The organism is Gramella sp. MAR_2010_147, assembly GCF_900105135.1.
GTDB lineage: Bacteria > Bacteroidota > Bacteroidia > Flavobacteriales > Flavobacteriaceae > Christiangramia.
This window is the reverse complement of record NZ_LT629741.1, coordinates 1661690-1679865: the sequence shown is the minus strand read 5'-3', so window position 1 is coordinate 1679865 and position 18176 is coordinate 1661690. Positions and strand designations below refer to the sequence as shown.

The following is an 18176-nucleotide window of genomic DNA, read 5'->3' as shown; positions in this document are numbered from 1 at the left end:
TTTTACTTTAGATAAACAAAAATAGGTATAAATAAAAAGACCTCACAACAAAGATTCGTTATGAGGTCTCTTCCGACAAATACAGTCTTTTATACTTCTAATTTTCCTTTTTCTCCAATATCCTGATTTTTGCCACTTACTGCAGCCATTCCTAACTTGAATAGAGTGATCATTTTATTATCCTTATTATCCCAATAATAGGCTTCTTTTGGATTTACTTTAATGGCAGTAATACTTGGATCATCTTTTCCATCAAACCATGCATTATCTGCCTTGGAATATAGATCATGGATCACGTCACGGTTAGTTTCAATAAACGCTTCACCATATACGCTCAAAAATTCCATGTCTGAAGTTCCGCTATAAAGCAATTGAACATCGCTATCTTTTTTAATATTTCTATTATGCTCACTATCACTTTTGCTTAAGAACCAAACAGCTCCGTGATCGTCTACCTGTTTAGTAGACATTGGAACGGCACTTAATGGTTTTTCGTCCATATTGGTCACCAGCATGCAAAAGTCTACATCTTCTGCGAGTTCCTTGATCTTTTCTCTTGCTTTATCGTCATATAAATTCTTAGTACTCATAATCAGTTTTTTATTTGATATGAAGATACTTTAGATAAGACGCTTTATGCGCTAATGAAGTATTAAAAAAAGAAAGACTGTTGTTAAGAATTGTAAAATCAACTAAATCTTTTAATGATAGCAGTTACCTGAGATCTATAACCTGCTCCGAAAATATTCAAGTGAACCAGTAAATAATATAACTGCCATAAAGAAATTCTTTCCTCCCAGTTTCCCTGTAGTGGAAAAATCTCATTATAGGTTTGAAATAAATTTTCATGAAATCCGCCGAAAAGTTTCATCATTCCCAGATCCATTTCTCTGGGCGCATAAGTAACAGCAGGGTCTATCAAACAGGGATTTCCCTGGGCATTTACAAGATAGTTCCCATTCCAGAGATCACCGTGAATAAGCGCCGGTGGTTCAGAAGGAATTAAGTTTTCACAGTTCCTGTAAAAAGAATCTTTTACGTTTAGCTGAAAGCCTTTATTTTCAGCCATCTCAATCTGAGGTTGAAGCCTCATGTCTATATAAAATTCAGCTGCCGAATCTCTATGCTCATTATACTGCGGAAGACTCCCTATATAATTGTCTTTACGAAAACCGAATGATTTTGAAGACTGCTGGTGTAATTTAGCCAGTTGTTCTCCAAACATTTCCCAAAAACCTGAAATTTTGGGAGCAGCATTTTTATGTTCAAGAAGTAGATAAGATTTTGATGAAACTTTCCCAGTCTTTAAAACCTCCGGAATATCAATTGCTGAAGCATCGTATAGTTCCTCAAGCCCAGTTTTTTCAGCTTCGAACATTCCTGGAAACTTTTCAGAATCATTGAGTTTAACCACGAATTTTTCAGATCCACATTCTATAAGAAAAACTTCATTGATATCTCCACCTGTAAGAATTGAAAATTTTGTTAGATCTTTTCCAAAGACCCGTGCAATTTTAGATAGAATGGTTTTTGGATCATTTACGCTCATAGGTTAAATACGTAAAAGAATAATCATGTTTTTCATCTTTGTCGTGAAATTGCTCTTTCACCAATTCCCATTCATCCTCATTAATTTCAGGGAAATAAGTATCGGCTTCAAACTCTCCATGAACACGAGTAAGTTCAATTTTCCTGGACATTTCCATTCCTAATTTGTAGATCTCTCCGCCGCCAATAATAAAAGGTTGTTCATCGAGCTTGGAAACTTTAATGGCTTCTTCAATAGAACCAACAACAATGGTATCTTTTGGCTGATAATCTTTTTGGCGCGTAATAATTACATGAGTTCGATTAGGCAGTAATTTAGGGAATGATTCGAAGGTCTTTCTTCCCATAATAATATGATGGCCGGAAGTGAACCTTTTAAATCTCTTAAAATCGTCTGGTAAATGCCAGACGAGGTCGTTGTCTTTTCCCAATGCGTTATTTTCTGCAGCAGCAGCGATCATTGTAAGCATTTGTCTTAACTGTTTATTGGTCTGTCTGGATCTTCCGGACTAATTCTTTTTGGTGGCGTGGTAGTTTTAGTGTTATCGTTTGACCCTGCAGCTGGATTATCTTTTTCAACCTGCTCTTTTAATCTGGCTATTTTCTCTTTCTGTTTTTTAACCAGTTTATCTACCTGTTTTGTTTCCCATTCTTTTCCCATAAAACTGTTCACGATAAAAACATTGAAAAAATGAATAAGAAATAAGAGGGTCCAAAGCAGCACAGCCCATACAAACCAGTTGTATCCCAAAGGCTTAAAATCTTCCTGGTAGCCTATAACAACGTTTAGAACTATAAGGAACACAGCTCCAATTAAAAATATCACGAAATGCTGAAAGAGTCGTTTTTTTTGCCTGGCTCTTTTTCTCGCATTTTCATATAGCTCACGCTGTTCGTAATCTACTTCGGAATTGTTTTTCTTTTTAGAAAACATAATAACAGTTACATTAGTGTAGTATCAAATTTACATTTTTATAAAAAGAACTTCCAAAGCTTATGGATAATTTAAGAAAAGGCTTTCCCGTACTTGAACAATATACCTATTTAAATACCGCCGCCTCCGGGCTTCTTTCTGAAAAAGTTTGGGAATTTAGACAGGAACATGATTTGGATTTTCTTATTAAAGCCAGTCTTCTTAAAGAGAAAATGGGAGAAATGCTTACAGATGTGAGGGAAAGTATAGGTGATTTTTTTCACTGCGCTCCTAACAGGGTCGCTTTAATTCCTAATTTTTCCTATGGGTTTAATAGCGTTCTGGAAAGCCTTGATAAACCCAAAAAAGTACTTTTGCTTAAAAATGATTATCCTTCTGTTAATTGGCCAGTGGAATCAAGGGACTTTGAGGTAATTCATGCTGAAATAGATGAGGACCTTGAAAATAATATCCTTGCAAAAATAGAAAAAGAAAAGCCTCAAATTTTTGCCTTTAGCATTGTACAATATATTAATGGTGTAAAACTAAGTATTGATTTTCTTAAAGAATTAAAAGATAGATTTCCCGATCTTATTCTTATTGCTGATGGGACCCAGTATTTTGGAACCGAAAACTTCAATTTTGATGATTCTGGGATAGATATTGCTATTAGCAGCTGCTATAAATGGATGAATGCTGGTTATGGTAACGGATTTATGCTTTTTAATGAAAGCGTACAGGGGAAACTTTCTCCTAAACATCTGGGATTTGGATCGCTCCAGGGAAAATATAAGGCTCACGAGGGAAATTTTATTGGCAAATTTGAACCGGGACATTACGATACGCTCAATTTTGGAAGTGTGAAAGTAGCGATAGATCAAATTAATCAAAAAGGAATGGAGAATATCCAGAATAAAATTAATGATCTAAAAAAAATAGCAAGGGATAGGCTTGTCGGCGCCGGATTATTGGAAAAATGGACTGTTAATCGTCGGGATTATTCTTCACTTTTTAATATAAAAGGTGATGAGAATCTGTTCAATAAATTGAGAGGAGAAGGAATTATTACTTCTCAACGTGGAGAGGGAATCAGGCTGAGTATACATTATTTTAATTCAGAAAAAGATCTGGATCATCTTTTCAAGGTTTTGAAGATCTAAATTGAAAATTTTTAAAGGCTGTAACTTTACAGATTTTACAAAAATGTAGAATTATATCGTTTGCGTATTTTCAATTTCATAGATGAAGGCGGCTTTCATTTTTAAATTCGGAAAAATGATTTCAACTAACTGATTTTTATTGTTTTATAAGTCTTTATGGTTTTAATTTGGAGCATGAAATTTTAAATATTTAAGTCATGCCAATTACAAAGCAATACCTGAAATCTAAACCGGAGTGTAAGATAACTTTTGTAGTGCCTGCAAAGGAGGCTAACAAAGTTGAAGTAGCGGGTGATTTCAGTAACTGGAATACATCTTCCCTGAAAAAATATAAGAACGGAAATTTCAAGGGACATTTAAATCTTCCTGTAGATAGGGAATATCAATTTAGATATATCGTTGATGGGGAATGGGTTAATGAATCTGAAGCCGATGCTTACAAATGGAATGATTATGCCGCTACTGAAAATAGTGTTTTAAAAGTCTGAACATCTCATTTTGGAGGAGATTAGTCTTCCACCACTTTAACTCCATTCCAGAATGCAACGTGATTTTCAATAGGTTTTGCAGCGTGACTAGCCTCAGGGTAATACCATGCTGCATCCTTATTAATTTCTTTGTTAACCTTTATGTGAAAATATGACGCCTTGCCTTTCCAGGGGCAGCGTGTATGAGAATCGCTAGGTTCAAAATATTCTTCCTTAATGTCCTCTCTGGGAAAATAATGGTTGTTTTCCACGATTTTGGTATTGGAACTTTCAGCAATTATTGTGTCATTCCAGATGGCTTTCATAATCTAATAAATTAGAAGTTACTTTCTTCTAAAGATATAGTTTTTATAGTAATTTTCCTTATCACTAAAGGACTTCTCTACTAAAAGCCCGGCTTCATCGGCCAGCCAGTTTACGATGGAATCATCATATTTTTGGGAAATTTCGGTATGAATGCTTTCCCATGCATCAAAATTAATTTCCAGCCCAAGTTTTTTAATATTTACCTGCTGTTGGTTTTTACTAACCAGAAAACTCTTTGCCGTTCCGGTTTCAGGATCGTATGTTTCCCAGTGAAGAAAATTATCAGTGTTAAATTCGCCGCCTAATTCAGTATTAATCCTTACCAGTAAGTTCTTATTAAATTCTTCAGTAATTCCGGCAGGATCATTATAAGCATCCAGGATCTTCTGGGGATGTTTCTTTTGATCAAAACCCATAAAAAGCATGTCCTCCTGGCTCATTGCCTTGGCAATATGAGCGAGAAAATCAACAGCTTCCTTATGAGATAGGTTGCCAATATTACTTCCTAAAACAAGGATCACTTTTTTTCGAGTATTATATTCCGAAAGTTTTTCGAGTGTCTTAAAATAGGTTCCCTGCTGCACTTTTACATTGACTTCGGGAATTTCATAACTAAGAGCATCTTTCAATTCGTCAAGAACATTTTGACTGATGTCTATAGGTAAATAATCAAATTTGGCATTTTTCGCAATGAGTTTTTTAAGAATTATCTTTGTCTTTTTCCCGTCACCAGCGCCAAGTTCAATTAGATCCAGGCCATCTTCACTGCTAAATGAATTGGTGATCGCATCAGCATTCAGTTTGAGGATATCAAATTCGCTTGAAGTTAAATAATACTCTGGCATATCCATGATTTTTTGAAAGAGTTTGTCACCCTTCTTGTCATAGATGTATTTAGAGTAGAGGTATTTGGGATAGCTCGTGAGTCCTTTATAGGTATCTTCAGCAAAGGCTGTTTCAAACATTGTTTCTGGTGGATTTTTCATATAAATCTATCACTATTTTGCCAGTCTGAAGCCTGTAAACTGCCATCTGAGCTGCGGATGAAAAAAATTTCTATAGGTTGGTCTGCTATGATTGTTGGAGGTAGCAACCGAACTGCCTCTTAAAACTTTTTGACTTACCATGAATTTACCATTGTACTCTCCAAGGGCTCCTTCAGGTTTTTTATAATTGGGATATGGAGCATAAGCGCTTTCGGTCCATTCCCATCTCGTTCCCCAATTAAATTTACTTTGGGCCGATTCCCACTCTTCTTCGGTTGGTAATCGCATTCCTTTCCATTGGGAATAAGCAAATGCTTCAAAATATGAAATATGGGTGACCGGTGCTTTTTGATTCAGCTTAACAAGCCCATTCATGGTATATTGATGCCATTCATCGTCAATCTTATGCCAGTACGCCGGGGAGCTTATATCATTTTCATTTTTCCAGTCCCAGCCCTCTGCATGCCATAAGAGCACATCTTTATAACCGCCAGCGTCCATAAATTCAATAAACTCTTCGTTGGTTACCAGTTTGTTTGATATACTGAAATCGTTAAGATACTTTTTATGAAATCCCTGCTCATTATCATAACAAAAATCATCACAATTATGCCCAATCTCATAAATCCCTTCTGATAACCCTATCCATTCCTGGTTGAAATCCTGAATGATATTCTCCTTGAAATCATTATTATATTTGGGAAGAAGTGGGTTGTTGCCTAGAATATATTTAATATCTGTATAAAGTAATTCCTGGTGTTGTTTTTCATGATGACAACCAATCTCAATAACATCAAGAATCTCATTGTCAAGCTCATTAGCTTCAAGAAATTTCAACATCTCTTCAGTAACATATTTTCTGAATTGGTAGATCCATGCTACTGTTGGGCGTGACAAATTACCCCTGTTAGTTCTTATCACTTTCTCTCCTACACTTTCATAGTAACTGTTGAAAACATATGCCGTGTTCTCATCAAATAGTTTGTGGGAACCTGCATATTTTTTCAGAACAAATTCTTCAAAGAACCAGGTAGTATGTCCCAAATGCCATTTGGGAGGAGAAACATTCTCTATAGGCTGAACAACATAATCTTCGGTTTCGAGAAAAGAACATATCTTTTCTGAATCGGCTCTGGTTTCCTTAAAGAGTTGAATGATTTTGTTCTGTGAAAGCATAAAAAAGAGTGATACGTTTTGGTATCACTCAAATTTACAATTTTTTCAAAATCACCTTGCTAATCACTCGTTAAGGTCGAGTTAAAAGTGCTTAAAACGTAAGCGGAATAGTGTATTTAATAGCTTTTGGCTTTCCAGCCAGTTTTCCGGGAGTCATCGCTGGAATAGATTCCATCAATCTTTTAGCTTCAGTTTTTAGTTCAGGATATTTACTGTCAACAGAATTTACTACCACATTCCCTTTTTCGTTCACCTCCATCTTAACGATCGCTTTTCCGCGAATCCATTCTCCGTTAGCATTTTTAGAATATTTAATATTCTCTTTAATATGCTGCATAAGCATTTTATTGAAGCAGGCCTTTTTATCGGCACTTTCTTCACAACCGGTCCAGATTGGGGCCGTCTCTTTCATGCTCACTTTATTCCCTTTTACATTTACATCATCCTGTGCGAAAGATGTAAGACCTGTAAGCATCAAAGCAATAATCAGTAATTTTTTCATAGCAATTTTATTATTTAAATCTTATCTAGAAATTAAATGGAACCGTAAAGTTTCTTGAGTCTGGTTCTCCATTTAGAGTTCCAGGTTCCATTTCTGGAATTTTCATGATCATTTCTCTGGCTGCTTTTTTAACAGCAGGCTTATCACCTTCGATAGAGTTTACAACAACCTCGCCATTCTCATCTATAGCAAAAGAAATGGTGACTTTACCTCTCACATATTCCCCTGCATCATTTTGAGGGTATTCATAATTCTCACTCACATGTTGAGAGAGTTTCTGGTTAAAACACTTTTTTACATCTTCGCTGTTCTCACATCCTGGCCAAACCGGGGAGGTTTGCTGAGCATTTGAGAGAGCTATTCCTCCAAATAAAAAACATGTGATCACTACTAACTTTTTCATAATATTTAAAAATTTTATAAGATTAAATTAGACCGCAACCCTGGCTTTTATGCCTGGATACGGATCATAATTCTCCAATATAAAATCTTCAAACTTAAAATCAAAAATATCTTTTATTTCAGGATTGATCTTCATCGTTGGAAGTGCTCTTGGCTCACGACTTAATTGAAGTTCTACCTGTTCCATATGATTGCTGTATATGTGAGCATCACCAAAAGTGTGAATAAAATCTCCCGGCTCGTATCCGCAAACCTGGGCCATCATCATAGTTAACAAAGCGTAGGAAGCAATGTTAAATGGTACGCCAAGAAATATATCGGCACTTCTTTGATAAAGCTGACAGGATAGTTTTCCATTAGCTACATAAAACTGAAAAAATGCATGGCAGGGCGGGAGTGCCGCTTTTCCGTTCGCGACATTTTCTGAAAATGAAACTGAAGTATCAGGCAAAACCGAAGGATTCCACGCAGACACTAGCATTCTTCTACTATTTGGATTATTCTTTAGCGTATTGATTATTTCCTGTATCTGATCTATTTCTTCGCTATTCCAGTTTCTCCATTGGTGACCATATACCGGACCAAGATCTCCGTTCTCATCGGCCCATTCATTCCAGATCCTTACACCATTCTCCTTTAAATAATCAATATTAGTATCACCTTTCAAAAACCATAATAATTCGTAAATAATAGATTTTAAATGTAATTTTTTAGTGGTGACCATAGGAAAACCTTCACTAAGATCAAATCTCATCTGGTACCCAAATACACTTTTAGTTCCTGTGCCGGTGCGGTCTCCTTTTTGTGCTCCGTGCTCCAATACGTGTTTAAGGAGGTCATGATACTGTTTCATTGAAAGATATTTTATTCGGAAAAACTTCAGGTTAAGTTCCAATAAAAATAACAAAACAGGTAAAATTTCAGGTCTTATTTCAGATGTATTCCAGAATAGTTATCAACTTTGTTTTAACTTATCATCACGATTTTCTACCGCACAGTGGTCGGCATGCCATGCATTGCGTTCTCCCATTGGTTTTTGAGGCCCGCTTGTGGTATCAAACCTGGTTTGATGTTCCATTTCAGAATTAATTTCAGCACCCATTAAAACGATAAATGCCGTGAGAAATAACCAAAGCATTAATATGGCCACTGCTGCAAAACTTCCGTAGAGATCATCATAACTTCCAAAATTACCCACGTACCACGAAAAGCCCATTGAGCCGGCTAACCAGAAGATCGTTCCAAGAATCGCTCCCCAGCTAACCCACCGGAATTTTGGACGTGAACGGTTCGGGGCTATTTTGTAAACCATGCTAAGTGTACTAATAAGAATTAAACCTAAAAATACCCAGCGCAGCCATGTAAACATGTCCTCCAAAGCCGGAGTAAGACCAATATTTGTTACAAGAAGAGGGAAGAAGATCACAATTAACAGGCTAATAAGACCAATTACAACTCCCGCCAGGGTAAATATTAAAGTCAACAAGTTCTTTTTAATAAGACCCCTGTCGTCAATTTCATCGTAAGCTATGTTAACCCCTTGAAATAAAGCACTGGTTCCTTTATTTGCACTCCAGATACTTACAATGATACTAACAAATAATCCCCATCCTATTTCTTTCCGGTCTTGATTAATCACGGGGTTGAGTATATCGGTTATCATACCATAAGCTTGTTCTGGCATAATAAGCGTAAGCCGCGACATTTGTTCCTGAATTTGAGCGGGATCCAGAACCAGGCTGTATATGGAAATAGCAACGACAATGGTTGGAAAAATAGACAGGAAAAAATAAAAAGCAACTCCGGCAGACACAATTTGTACATGATCTACCTTCATTTCACGCCAGACACGCTTGCCTATATCTACCCATCCCCTCAACGGAATTTGGTGTGGCCACTGGGCTTCCTCGCCACGATATAATGATTTTCTATTAGTATTACTCATCAAAAAAGGAAATAAAAATCTTCTTGCAACTCGTTCAGGATGAAAAAGATGAGCTGCAATTTAGAATTTATACCTCACCTTAAAGAAAATCAAATTAGAAAGTTTTCTAAAAAAATTCAGTGAAGTTCCAGGTTTAACCAATGATCATTCCAGCGATAGTAGCAGAAAGTAAGGAGGCTAAAGTACCTCCAATCAATGCTTTCATTCCGAATTCAGAAAGTGTTTTTCTCTGTCCGGGGGCCAGGGAGCCAATTCCCCCAATCTGGATACCAATAGACGCAAAATTGGCAAATCCGCAAAGCATATAGGTAGCCATGATCACCGATTTTTCGTAATTGAGACTCAGTGCGTTGGCTGGATTCTTAAGATCGGCTAATTGTACGTAGCCTACAAATTCACTTGCCGCAAGTTTTATCCCGAGCAGTTGCCCCATGAGCATCATGTCTTCTTTTGCAACTCCAATTAACCACATTAAAGGAGCGAAAATAATTCCTAAAATAGATTCCAGAGAGAATTTGGAATAGGGGGTATATTCAGCCATTAGACTGTTCAGAGTGGTTAAACCGCCAATGTATCCCAGGATATAGTTGATCATTGCGATGAATGCAATGAACACCAGGAGCATCGCCGCAACATTCGCGGCCAGCTTTAAACCTTCGGTAGTTCCATTTGCAATCGCATCCAGAATATTAGAACCAATTTTTTCTGAAGACACTTCTACATCAGTATTTACAGGTTCCTGCTGGGGATATAATATTTTTGAGATCACAATGGCTCCGGGCGCAGCCATTACAGAGGCTGCCAGAAGGTGTTTTGCAAATTGCAACCTTAATTCCGGATCGTCACCGCCTAGAAAACCTATGTAAGCGGCAAGTACACCGCCGGCAACAGTAGCCATTCCTCCAACCATCACCAGCAGGATCTCAGACCTTGTCATTCTCTCCAAATAAGCCTTGATCATTAAAGGAGCCTCGGTTTGTCCAAGAAAAATATTTCCGGCGACACTTAAACTTTCAGGGCCTGAAATCCCCAATAATTTAGTAAGTACCCAGGCCATTCCTTTTACAACGATTTGTATAACTCCTAAATAGAAGAGCACCGATGTTAATGCTGAAAAGAAAATAATAGTGGGTAAAACCTGAAAAAGAAAGATAAATCCAAAACTATCTACATCCATCATTCCGCCAAGCAAAAATTCACTACCAGCAGCAGTAAAATCCAGGATCAGAACAAAAATATTTCCTACAAATTCAAAAACCTTCTGTACAACGGTTATTTTCAATACACCAATGGCGAGGGTAAGCTGAGCGGCCAGACCTATACCCACAGTTTTCCAGTTGACCGCCCTTCGGTTACTGCTAAAAATAAAAGCTATTAAGATCAATGCGATCATCCCTATAATACCACGAATTAAGCTTGAAGTGCTTATCCCTGCGCTGGGAATCATCTCTTTCGCGGTTTTTGCCGGGATCACTTCTGATGCTTCTTTCTTCTGCACTTTAAGTTGATAATTTGCTTCTTTTGAAGAAATTACCATGCTGGAATCTGTAAGTTCAGAAACACGAAGATTTCGAATGGTATCTTTTGGGGTATTATAAAATAAGACGAGCAGTTTGTTTTGATATAAGTAATCGCCAGAAGCTAAAGTATCTCCAGCTTTTTCATTGAGAAAACTAAACCTGCCTTCTTTAAAATTTATTTCTTTTGCCCCGCCAAATACCTGTTCCTGGACGGGATCATCTGCTGATGTTTCTAGTTGCCAGTTTTTTGAAATTGTTTGAGAAGAAGCTGATGTAATAGAAAATACAATCAGGAATAGGCAACACCAGATTTTGTTCATTTCGGGTTATTTTCTTTTGGAAATTTCGTCCCTGATTCGGGCCGCTTTTTCATAATCTTCCTGACTTACAGCTTGGGAAAGTAGTTCTTTTAATTCTTCGAGGGACATTTTTTTATAATCTGAAGTATCGTCAGATTGTAAGGCTATTTCCTCCTTTAAAAGTTCTTCTTCAATAATTTCCTCTTCGTGCTTCTCTTCTTTTTCACGCTGTTTTTCTTCGGCTTTTAAGTAAATGCCGGCTTTATCAAGAATATTTTTATATGTGAATATTGGTGCGTCAAATCTAAGGGCCAGGGCAATAGCATCACTGGTTCTTGCATCGATAATTTCTTCAATCCCGTCTCTTTCACAAATAAGACTGGAGTAGAAAACACCATCAACCAGTTTGTGGATAATCACCTGTTTGACAATAATTTCAAATCTATCTGAAAAATTCTTAAAAAGATCGTGGGTGAGGGGTCTTGGAGGTTTTATCTCCTTCTCCAGGGCAATTGCAATTGATTGTGCTTCAAATGCTCCGATCACAATAGGCAACTTACGTTCACCCCCAACTTCGTTGAGGATCAATGCGTAAGCTCCGTTTTGTGTTTGACTATAAGATATTCCCTTTATATTCAGTCGCACTAAACTCATACTTCAGTAAAATTAAAAAGGCTGTCTAAAATAAGGACATTTACCATATTTAGACAGCCCCTTTATGGCTCGCAATTTAGGAAAATTATGCGTTTTTCTCTTTAAATTCCTTCAATTTTTCATTTAGTTTCGGCACCACTTCAAAGGCATCACCAACTACTCCGTAGTCTGCTGCTTTAAAGAATGGCGCTTCAGGATCGTTGTTGATCACAACTTTTGTTTTCGCGGCATTGATTCCTGCAAGATGCTGAATTGCTCCTGAAATACCAATGGCTATGTAAAGGTTAGAAGCAACAGGTTTTCCGGTTTGTCCAACGTGTTCACTATGCGGTCTCCACCCCATATCACTAACGGGTTTGGAGCATGCGGTGGCCGCACCAAGAATATCTGCCATTTCTTCTACCATTCCCCAGTTTTCAGGACCTTTAAGTCCACGACCACCAGATACCACGACTTCAGCGTCTGCAATTGTTACTTTATCTGTGGCCTTATCTACAGATTCTACATTTACTGAAAAATCTTCTTCTGAAAGGTTTGGGCTAAAGTCTTCAGAGGCTGCAGCTCCCTGAGATTCTTTAAGTCCATATGCATTTTTTGACAATCCAATCACTTTCACGTCGGTAGTGATTTTGGTAAAATTGAATGCTTTGTTGGTAAAAGCAGTTCTTTTTACGGTAAAAGGATCTGTACTTTCCGGAAGGGCAACTACATTGGAAGCGTAACCTGCTTCAAGCTGTACTGCCAGTAAAGGTGCAAGGTATTTGCTGTTTGCACTCTGACTAAGAACTACCACTTTACTTCCTTCTTTTTCAGCAGCCTGTTTAATAGCATCTGAATAAGCTTCAGCATTAAAGTTCTTTAGTTTATCACTTTTTACGTTAAGGACTTTATCCACTCCATAATTTCCTAATTCTGAAACATCGTCTGCGTTAAAAGCAATCGCAGTAACCGATGTTCCCATTTTCTCTGCTATTCCTTTTGCATAAGAAGCAACTTCGTAAGAAGCTTTCTTGAATTTTCCTTCTTCTGATTCTATATATACTAAAATTGACATTTTTCTTCTGATTTTAAATTTTGAAATTCTTTTTGACCTGTCAGAAACTTAAATTAGATCGCTTTCGCTTCATTGTGAAGCAGATCTATTAGCTCATCAAGATTTTCAGGATCAATAAGTTTAACGTCTCCTTTTGGAGCTGGCTTTTCAAATTTAACCGCTTCGGTTTTTACAGAAGTATCTGCAGGCTCCACCACGTTTAAAGGTTTTTTACGTGCTTGCATGATCCCTCTCATATTCGGGATGCGAAGATCACTTTCTTCTACAAGCCCTTTCTGTCCACCAATTACCAAAGGTAGAGAAGCAGTTAAGGTTTCTTTACCGCCATCGATCTCACGTACCGCTTTGGCTTTTTCACCATCAACTTCAAGACTAATACAGTTATTTATGAAATTAGCTTTAATTAGTTGCGCCAACATTCCTGGTACCATTCCACCATTATAGTCAATAGATTCACGTCCGGCAATTACAAGATCGTAACCGCCGTCTTTTGCAACTTTTGCAAGTTCTTTAGCTACCTGATATCCATCGGTTGCCGGAGTGTTCACTCTAATGGCAGTATCTGCACCAATAGCAAGAGCCTTTCTTAGAGTAGGTTCAGTTTCAGCACTACCAACATTTATAACATCTACACTTGCGCCTTGTTTTTCTTTAAACCACATCGCTCTAGTAAGACCAAATTCATCATTAGGGTTTATTACGAATTGAACACCATTCGTGTCAAATTTAGTGTCTCCTTCAGTGAAATTGATTTTCGATGTAGTGTCAGGCACGTGACTAATACATACTAAGATTTTCATATATAAGGTTCTTTATTTTTAATAAAACGTTTTCGATGACGAAGGTAAGTATTTTAAATCAAAAAAAGCTATGCGTGCATAATAAATTCAACTTAAAAGTTGCGAGATATTTTAAGTAATATTTAGTCTTTGCCTGGTTTTAATGGGAATAACTTGTGAGAAAGTCTAAAATATTGTGAATTATCCTTACTGCGTATTTTGAGCTTTTATTATTAAAGGACTTGAGAAAATTTTAATCGGCAAATATGGTATTTACCTTTATGAATTACTATTTTTGCTCTGCAGTAATAAAAAATAAGATATTACATAATGAGGACAATTCAATTTAGAGAAGCCGTTGCGGAGGCGATGAGCGAGGAAATGCGTCTGGACGACAGCATCTATTTAATGGGAGAGGAAGTTGCTGAGTATAACGGAGCTTATAAAGCTTCAAAAGGAATGCTAGATGAATTTGGTCCTGAAAGAGTTATAGATACACCTATTTCAGAACTTGGATTTTCAGGAATTGGCGTTGGTTCAGCAATGAATGGTAACAGACCTATCATTGAATTTATGACCTTCAACTTCTCGTTAGTGGGAATTGACCAGATAATAAATAATGCTGCTAAAATGCGTCAGATGAGTGGCGGGCAGTTCAATATTCCTATTGTTTTTCGTGGGCCAACTGGTTCTGCGGGTCAGTTAGGAGCCACACACTCACAGGCACTGGAAAGCTGGTTCGCCAATACTCCGGGGCTTAAAGTGATTGTTCCTTCAAATCCTTATGATGCGAAAGGTCTTTTAAAGTCGGCAATTCGCGATAACGATCCGGTTATTTTTATGGAGAGTGAGCAGATGTATGGTGATAAAGGAGAAGTGCCTGAAGATGAGTATCTAATTGAAATTGGAAAGGCAGATATTAAAAGAGAAGGTAGTGATGTAACTATCGTGTCTTTCGGAAAGATCATTAAGGAAGCATACAAAGCAGCAGAAGAACTTGCTGAAGAAGATATCTCCTGTGAGATCATAGATCTTAGAACGGTTCGTCCAATGGATCATGAAGCAATTCTTGAATCTGTTAAAAAAACAAATAGACTGGTAATCCTGGAGGAAGCATGGCCATTTGGAAATGTTGCCACAGAGATTGTTTATCAGGTACAATCTAAAGCATTTGATTACCTTGATGCGCCGATTGTAAAACTTAATACAGCCGATACGCCGGCACCATATTCACCCGGACTTCTTAAGGAATGGCTTCCAAATAGTGAAGATGTTGTTAAAGCTGTGAAAAAGGTGATGTATAAGTAACCTTAATCAACTTATCTTTGAAACTTCATCTTTACGATGAAGTTTTTTTTTATCCTATGCTGAACAAACAAGCCTACTTATTTTTCCTATTTATTGCCGGTCTTAATTTAGTTCAAGCTCAAACCAAGGTGGGTGGAGTGGTGAATGATAATACCGGAAAAACGGTGCCCTTCGCAAATGTGGTTTTTGCTAATTCTTCCAGTGGTACTACCACCAATGAAGATGGCGAATTTTACCTGCAGGACGATGGAAATTTCGATACCATCGTAGTTTCATTTATTGGTTATAAAACATTAAAAGTTCCATTAAAATCTTCAGTTAACTTAAATATGAAGATCACACTGGAAGAAGAGGCTGCTAGTCTTGATGAAGTGGTGATCTACCGAGGAAAGACTTCCAAAAAGAATAACCCCGCGATAGATATTCTGAAAAAGGTTTGGGCCAACAGGCGTTCCAATGGTGTAAATGCCTTCGATCAGTATTCGTATAAAGAATATGAAAAGCTTGAATTCGATATTAATAAAATAGATAGTACCTTAATTGAAAGCAGGATTTTTAATGGAATGGAATTCATTTTTGATTATGCAGATACCAATAGCGTGACCGGGAAAACCTACCTGCCTATGTTCATCAATGAATCCATTAATCAGGTCTATGGAGACAATCTTTTGAATGAGGAAAAAGAAGTATTGCTGGGGAATAAGAATTCAGGTTTTAGTCAGAATAGAAATCTTATAGATTATGTAAAGGATATTTATGACGACTATGATATTTATAAGAATTACATCAAATTTTTTGACAAGAGTTTTGTAAGTCCTGTTTCAACTACCGGGATAGATACCTATAATTATGTACTTTCTGATAGCGCGTATATAGATAATAAGTGGTGTTATAATATTGTCTATTATCCAAGGCGTGAAAACGAACTCACCTTTAAAGGAGATTTTTGGGTAAATGATACCACTTGGGCAGTGAAGAACATTAATCTTGAAACTACCAGAGATGTAAACATCAACTGGATCAAGCAGGTTTATATAGAACAGGATTTTAAGGTGTTGAACGATTCCATCTTTCTTATCACTAAAGATTTCTTTATGGCTGATTTTGGTCTGAATAAAAAGAAAACTTCAAGAGGGGTTTATGCTAAAAGAACTTTGCTGTTTGATGAGTATGAATTCAACAATGAGAAACCAGCTTCTTTTTATCAGCAATCGGTGTATAATCCTCAATCTGAAGCTTATAATAGAAGTGAAGAATTCTGGTCTGAAAACCGCATGGAAGAACTGAATAAAGATGAGGAAGGGATCTATGTGATGTTAGATAGTCTTACCAAAACAAAAGCATTCAATAGACTTTATGATATTGCGACCATTGCGCAATCTGGATACGTAGAGTTTGATGGATGGGATTACGGTCCTGTCTACTCAACTTTTGGATTTAATGATGTAGAAGGTGTGAGAACACGATTTGGGGGGCGAACTTATTTTGGACAAAATGACCCATGGCGAATTGAAGCTTATGGTGCTTACGGTTTTAAAGATCAGAAATTCAAGTACGGGATTTCGGGAAAGGTACTCCTGGATCCTAAATCAAGATTGATATTAACCGGCGGAAATCGAAGGGATGTAGAGCAGCTAGGGACCAGCCTTACCAATTCTACTGATGTATTAGGTAGAAGCCTGGCTTCTTCTTCGTTACTGAATGTTGGCGATAATGATAAATTGAGCTCTATTAATTTAAGTGTCTTCGCCATTGAAATGGAACCTTTAAAGAATCTAAAGGTTCGTGTGGGAGCTAACTACAGGGTATTAAAACCTGCCTCTCCAGAGTTTAGCCTCGATTACTATGTAGATGAAGAAAGAACAATAATAGATTCAGAAATCAACCAGACTGAATTATCCAGTATTATAACCTGGACACCGGGAAGAAAGGTTTCAGGCTTCGGGGTGGAGCGAAGTGTAGTGAATGACGAAGATTTTCCAACACTGTTCTTAAATTACAGTCTTGGGGTGAAAGATGTGTTCAATAGTGATTTTAATTATAAAAAGCTTCAGTTCTTTTATAACCAGCCGCTATTGGTTGGAGGGCTTGGACGTTCCAATATTAGCCTTGAAGCTGGGAAAACTTTTGATGCGATTCCACTGGGACTGCTAAGTGTGGTTCCTGGTAACCAGACCTATTTTGCGCTTTACAATACATTTCCAACACTCGATTTTTACGAATTTGTTACCGATAGCTATTCGGCAATTCATATAGACCATAACTTTAACGGAAGGTTGTTTTCAAGGATACCGCTTTTAAGAGAACTGAATCTAAGGGAGCTGGTTGGATTTAGAGCTGTGTACGGTGATATTTCTCAGGAAAGTAAAGATATAGATGCTTCCGGGCTACCATTGGTCGCGCCAGATTCCGATCCTTTTTATGAGTATAGTGTTGGTATTGGAAATATCTTTAAGGTTATGCGTTTTGATGTGCATTTCAGGGGGAATTATTTTGATAATCCCGATGCCAGATCTATGGCATTTACAATAGATTTCGGATTTCACTTTTAGTTAAGGTTTTAAAGATCAGAATTAACTATATTTGCAGCCCTTAATTTTAATGAAGAAAATAAATAAAAATGTCTGATACTTTTGACGTATTGATCGAAATCCCAAAAGGGAGTAGAAACAAGTACGAATATGATTTTGAACTTAAAAAAGTTCGTTATGACAGGATGATCTTCTCTTCGATGATGTATCCTGCAGATTATGGTTTTATTCCTAACACTTTGGCTTTGGATGAAGATCCACTTGATGTACTAGTGTTGGTTTCTGAACCTACCTTTCCAGGGATTGTTATGGAAGTAAAGCCAATTGGGGTTTTCCATATGGCTGATGAGAAGGGCCCTGATGAGAAAATTATTTGTGTGCCGGTTTCAGACCCAATCTGGAATAGATTGAACGATCTTAAAGAATTGAATGGTCATATGATCAAGGAGATAGAACATTTCTTTAAAGTTTATAAGGATCTTGAGAAGAAAAAAGTAGATACAGGAGACTTTGGTGATGCTGAAGAAGCTCGTGAGATCATAAGACAATGTGTGAAGAGATTTGAGGAATACGAAGGGGATAAATCACGCTTCGGTATATAATTC

20 protein-coding genes are annotated in these 18176 nt (G+C 37.2%); 5 read left to right on the top strand and 15 right to left on the bottom strand.

The window, feature by feature from the left end:
- Positions 1–89: 89 nt before the first annotated feature.
- The 4 genes from BLT95_RS07580 to BLT95_RS07565 all read right to left on the bottom strand — a co-directional run bounded on the left by BLT95_RS07580 (position 90) and on the right by BLT95_RS07565 (position 2482).
- Entirely contained in the window at positions 90–590 is a 501-nt protein-coding gene (locus BLT95_RS07580) for a pyridoxamine 5'-phosphate oxidase family protein (RefSeq protein WP_089665503.1), read from the bottom strand.
- A gap of 98 nt (positions 591–688) precedes the next feature.
- Positions 689–1549 carry a fructosamine kinase family protein gene (locus BLT95_RS07575; RefSeq protein WP_089665502.1) on the bottom strand — a complete coding sequence of 287 codons (861 nt, stop codon included), beginning with the start codon at positions 1547–1549 and terminating at the stop codon, positions 689–691.
- Complete coding sequence (locus BLT95_RS07570) at positions 1536–2018, bottom strand: dihydrofolate reductase (RefSeq protein WP_089665501.1); 483 nt, start codon at positions 2016–2018, stop codon at positions 1536–1538. The genes BLT95_RS07575 and BLT95_RS07570 overlap by 14 nt, the downstream gene beginning before the upstream one ends.
- Positions 2019–2023: 5 nt before the next feature.
- Entirely contained in the window at positions 2024–2482 is a 459-nt protein-coding gene (locus BLT95_RS07565) for a 2TM domain-containing protein (RefSeq protein WP_089665500.1), read from the bottom strand.
- Positions 2483–2544: 62 nt separating this feature from the next.
- Here BLT95_RS07565 and BLT95_RS07560 point away from each other — a divergent pair, with 62 nt between their 5' ends.
- Positions 2545–3621, top strand: coding sequence for an aminotransferase class V-fold PLP-dependent enzyme (locus tag BLT95_RS07560; protein ID WP_089665499.1), 1077 nt, complete (start codon positions 2545–2547; stop codon positions 3619–3621).
- Positions 3622–3818: 197 nt separating this feature from the next.
- Positions 3819–4109: an isoamylase early set domain-containing protein gene (locus tag BLT95_RS07555; protein ID WP_089665498.1), complete on the top strand. Its 291-nt coding sequence runs from the start codon at positions 3819–3821 to the stop codon at positions 4107–4109.
- A gap of 20 nt (positions 4110–4129) precedes the next feature.
- Here the strand turns inward: BLT95_RS07555 and BLT95_RS07550 are convergent, their stop codons facing one another.
- The 11 genes from BLT95_RS07550 to BLT95_RS07500 form a co-directional block, all read right to left on the bottom strand.
- Positions 4130–4414: a DUF427 domain-containing protein gene (locus BLT95_RS07550; RefSeq protein ID WP_172822578.1), complete on the bottom strand. Its 285-nt coding sequence runs from the start codon at positions 4412–4414 to the stop codon at positions 4130–4132.
- Between the two features lie 18 nt (positions 4415–4432).
- Positions 4433–5401: an L-histidine N(alpha)-methyltransferase gene (locus BLT95_RS07545; protein WP_089665496.1), complete on the bottom strand. Its 969-nt coding sequence runs from the start codon at positions 5399–5401 to the stop codon at positions 4433–4435.
- A 12-nt stretch (positions 5402–5413) separates the two neighbouring features.
- Positions 5414–6577 carry an ergothioneine biosynthesis protein EgtB gene (egtB, locus tag BLT95_RS07540; RefSeq protein WP_089665495.1) on the bottom strand — a complete coding sequence of 388 codons (1164 nt, stop codon included), beginning with the start codon at positions 6575–6577 and terminating at the stop codon, positions 5414–5416.
- Between the two features lie 91 nt (positions 6578–6668).
- Entirely contained in the window at positions 6669–7079 is a 411-nt protein-coding gene (locus BLT95_RS07535) for an energy transducer TonB (RefSeq protein ID WP_089665494.1), read from the bottom strand.
- Positions 7080–7104: 25 nt separating this feature from the next.
- Positions 7105–7482, bottom strand: coding sequence for an energy transducer TonB (locus BLT95_RS07530; protein ID WP_089665493.1), 378 nt, complete (start codon positions 7480–7482; stop codon positions 7105–7107).
- 27 nt (positions 7483–7509) lie between these two features.
- The gene (locus BLT95_RS07525) at positions 7510–8334 is read right to left on the bottom strand and encodes a thymidylate synthase (protein WP_089665492.1); all 825 of its coding nucleotides are present in this window, start codon (positions 8332–8334) and stop codon (positions 7510–7512) included.
- Between the two features lie 102 nt (positions 8335–8436).
- Positions 8437–9426: a YihY/virulence factor BrkB family protein gene (locus tag BLT95_RS07520; RefSeq protein WP_089665491.1), complete on the bottom strand. Its 990-nt coding sequence runs from the start codon at positions 9424–9426 to the stop codon at positions 8437–8439.
- 133 nt (positions 9427–9559) lie between these two features.
- The gene (locus tag BLT95_RS07515; RefSeq protein ID WP_089665490.1) at positions 9560–11266 is read right to left on the bottom strand and encodes a nucleoside transporter C-terminal domain-containing protein; all 1707 of its coding nucleotides are present in this window, start codon (positions 11264–11266) and stop codon (positions 9560–9562) included.
- Positions 11267–11272: 6 nt separating this feature from the next.
- Positions 11273–11899, bottom strand: a complete 627-nt coding sequence (locus BLT95_RS07510; RefSeq protein WP_089665489.1) for a bifunctional nuclease family protein — start codon at positions 11897–11899, stop codon at positions 11273–11275.
- 85 nt (positions 11900–11984) lie between these two features.
- Positions 11985–12953: an electron transfer flavoprotein subunit alpha/FixB family protein gene (locus BLT95_RS07505; RefSeq protein ID WP_089665488.1), complete on the bottom strand. Its 969-nt coding sequence runs from the start codon at positions 12951–12953 to the stop codon at positions 11985–11987.
- A gap of 53 nt (positions 12954–13006) precedes the next feature.
- Positions 13007–13753, bottom strand: a complete 747-nt coding sequence (locus BLT95_RS07500) for an electron transfer flavoprotein subunit beta/FixA family protein (RefSeq protein ID WP_089665487.1) — start codon at positions 13751–13753, stop codon at positions 13007–13009.
- Between the two features lie 309 nt (positions 13754–14062).
- Here BLT95_RS07500 and BLT95_RS07495 point away from each other — a divergent pair, with 309 nt between their 5' ends.
- The 3 genes from BLT95_RS07495 (at position 14063) to BLT95_RS07485 (ending at position 18173) form a co-directional block, all read left to right on the top strand.
- Positions 14063–15040 (top strand): pyruvate dehydrogenase complex E1 component subunit beta, encoded by a 978-nt coding sequence (locus BLT95_RS07495; RefSeq protein WP_089665486.1) that lies wholly within the window; start codon positions 14063–14065, stop codon positions 15038–15040.
- A gap of 56 nt (positions 15041–15096) precedes the next feature.
- Positions 15097–17592, top strand: coding sequence for a DUF5686 and carboxypeptidase-like regulatory domain-containing protein (locus BLT95_RS07490; RefSeq protein ID WP_172822610.1), 2496 nt, complete (start codon positions 15097–15099; stop codon positions 17590–17592).
- A 68-nt stretch (positions 17593–17660) separates the two neighbouring features.
- Positions 17661–18173 (top strand): inorganic diphosphatase, encoded by a 513-nt coding sequence (locus BLT95_RS07485; RefSeq protein ID WP_089665484.1) that lies wholly within the window; start codon positions 17661–17663, stop codon positions 18171–18173.
- The last annotated feature ends 3 nt before the right edge of the window (positions 18174–18176 follow it).

What these genes read in the sequence shown, in the direction of transcription:
- BLT95_RS07580 (WP_089665503.1), bottom strand. Translation starts at nt 590, where the DNA reads ATGAGTACTAAGAATTTATATGACGATAAAGCAAGAGAAAAGATCAAG.
- BLT95_RS07575 (WP_089665502.1), bottom strand. Translation starts at nt 1,549, where the DNA reads ATGAGCGTAAATGATCCAAAAACCATTCTATCTAAAATTGCACGGGTC.
- BLT95_RS07570 (WP_089665501.1), bottom strand. Translation starts at nt 2,018, where the DNA reads ATGCTTACAATGATCGCTGCTGCTGCAGAAAATAACGCATTGGGAAAA.
- BLT95_RS07565 (WP_089665500.1), bottom strand. Translation starts at nt 2,482, where the DNA reads ATGTTTTCTAAAAAGAAAAACAATTCCGAAGTAGATTACGAACAGCGT.
- BLT95_RS07560 (WP_089665499.1), top strand. Translation starts at nt 2,545, where the DNA reads ATGGATAATTTAAGAAAAGGCTTTCCCGTACTTGAACAATATACCTAT.
- BLT95_RS07555 (WP_089665498.1), top strand. Translation starts at nt 3,819, where the DNA reads ATGCCAATTACAAAGCAATACCTGAAATCTAAACCGGAGTGTAAGATA.
- BLT95_RS07550 (WP_172822578.1), bottom strand. Translation starts at nt 4,414, where the DNA reads ATGAAAGCCATCTGGAATGACACAATAATTGCTGAAAGTTCCAATACC.
- BLT95_RS07545 (WP_089665496.1), bottom strand. Translation starts at nt 5,401, where the DNA reads ATGAAAAATCCACCAGAAACAATGTTTGAAACAGCCTTTGCTGAAGAT.
- egtB (WP_089665495.1), bottom strand. Translation starts at nt 6,577, where the DNA reads ATGCTTTCACAGAACAAAATCATTCAACTCTTTAAGGAAACCAGAGCC.
- BLT95_RS07535 (WP_089665494.1), bottom strand. Translation starts at nt 7,079, where the DNA reads ATGAAAAAATTACTGATTATTGCTTTGATGCTTACAGGTCTTACATCT.
- BLT95_RS07530 (WP_089665493.1), bottom strand. Translation starts at nt 7,482, where the DNA reads ATGAAAAAGTTAGTAGTGATCACATGTTTTTTATTTGGAGGAATAGCT.
- BLT95_RS07525 (WP_089665492.1), bottom strand. Translation starts at nt 8,334, where the DNA reads ATGAAACAGTATCATGACCTCCTTAAACACGTATTGGAGCACGGAGCA.
- BLT95_RS07520 (WP_089665491.1), bottom strand. Translation starts at nt 9,426, where the DNA reads ATGAGTAATACTAATAGAAAATCATTATATCGTGGCGAGGAAGCCCAG.
- BLT95_RS07515 (WP_089665490.1), bottom strand. Translation starts at nt 11,266, where the DNA reads ATGAACAAAATCTGGTGTTGCCTATTCCTGATTGTATTTTCTATTACA.
- BLT95_RS07510 (WP_089665489.1), bottom strand. Translation starts at nt 11,899, where the DNA reads ATGAGTTTAGTGCGACTGAATATAAAGGGAATATCTTATAGTCAAACA.
- BLT95_RS07505 (WP_089665488.1), bottom strand. Translation starts at nt 12,953, where the DNA reads ATGTCAATTTTAGTATATATAGAATCAGAAGAAGGAAAATTCAAGAAA.
- BLT95_RS07500 (WP_089665487.1), bottom strand. Translation starts at nt 13,753, where the DNA reads ATGAAAATCTTAGTATGTATTAGTCACGTGCCTGACACTACATCGAAA.
- BLT95_RS07495 (WP_089665486.1), top strand. Translation starts at nt 14,063, where the DNA reads ATGAGGACAATTCAATTTAGAGAAGCCGTTGCGGAGGCGATGAGCGAG.
- BLT95_RS07490 (WP_172822610.1), top strand. Translation starts at nt 15,097, where the DNA reads ATGCTGAACAAACAAGCCTACTTATTTTTCCTATTTATTGCCGGTCTT.
- BLT95_RS07485 (WP_089665484.1), top strand. Translation starts at nt 17,661, where the DNA reads ATGTCTGATACTTTTGACGTATTGATCGAAATCCCAAAAGGGAGTAGA.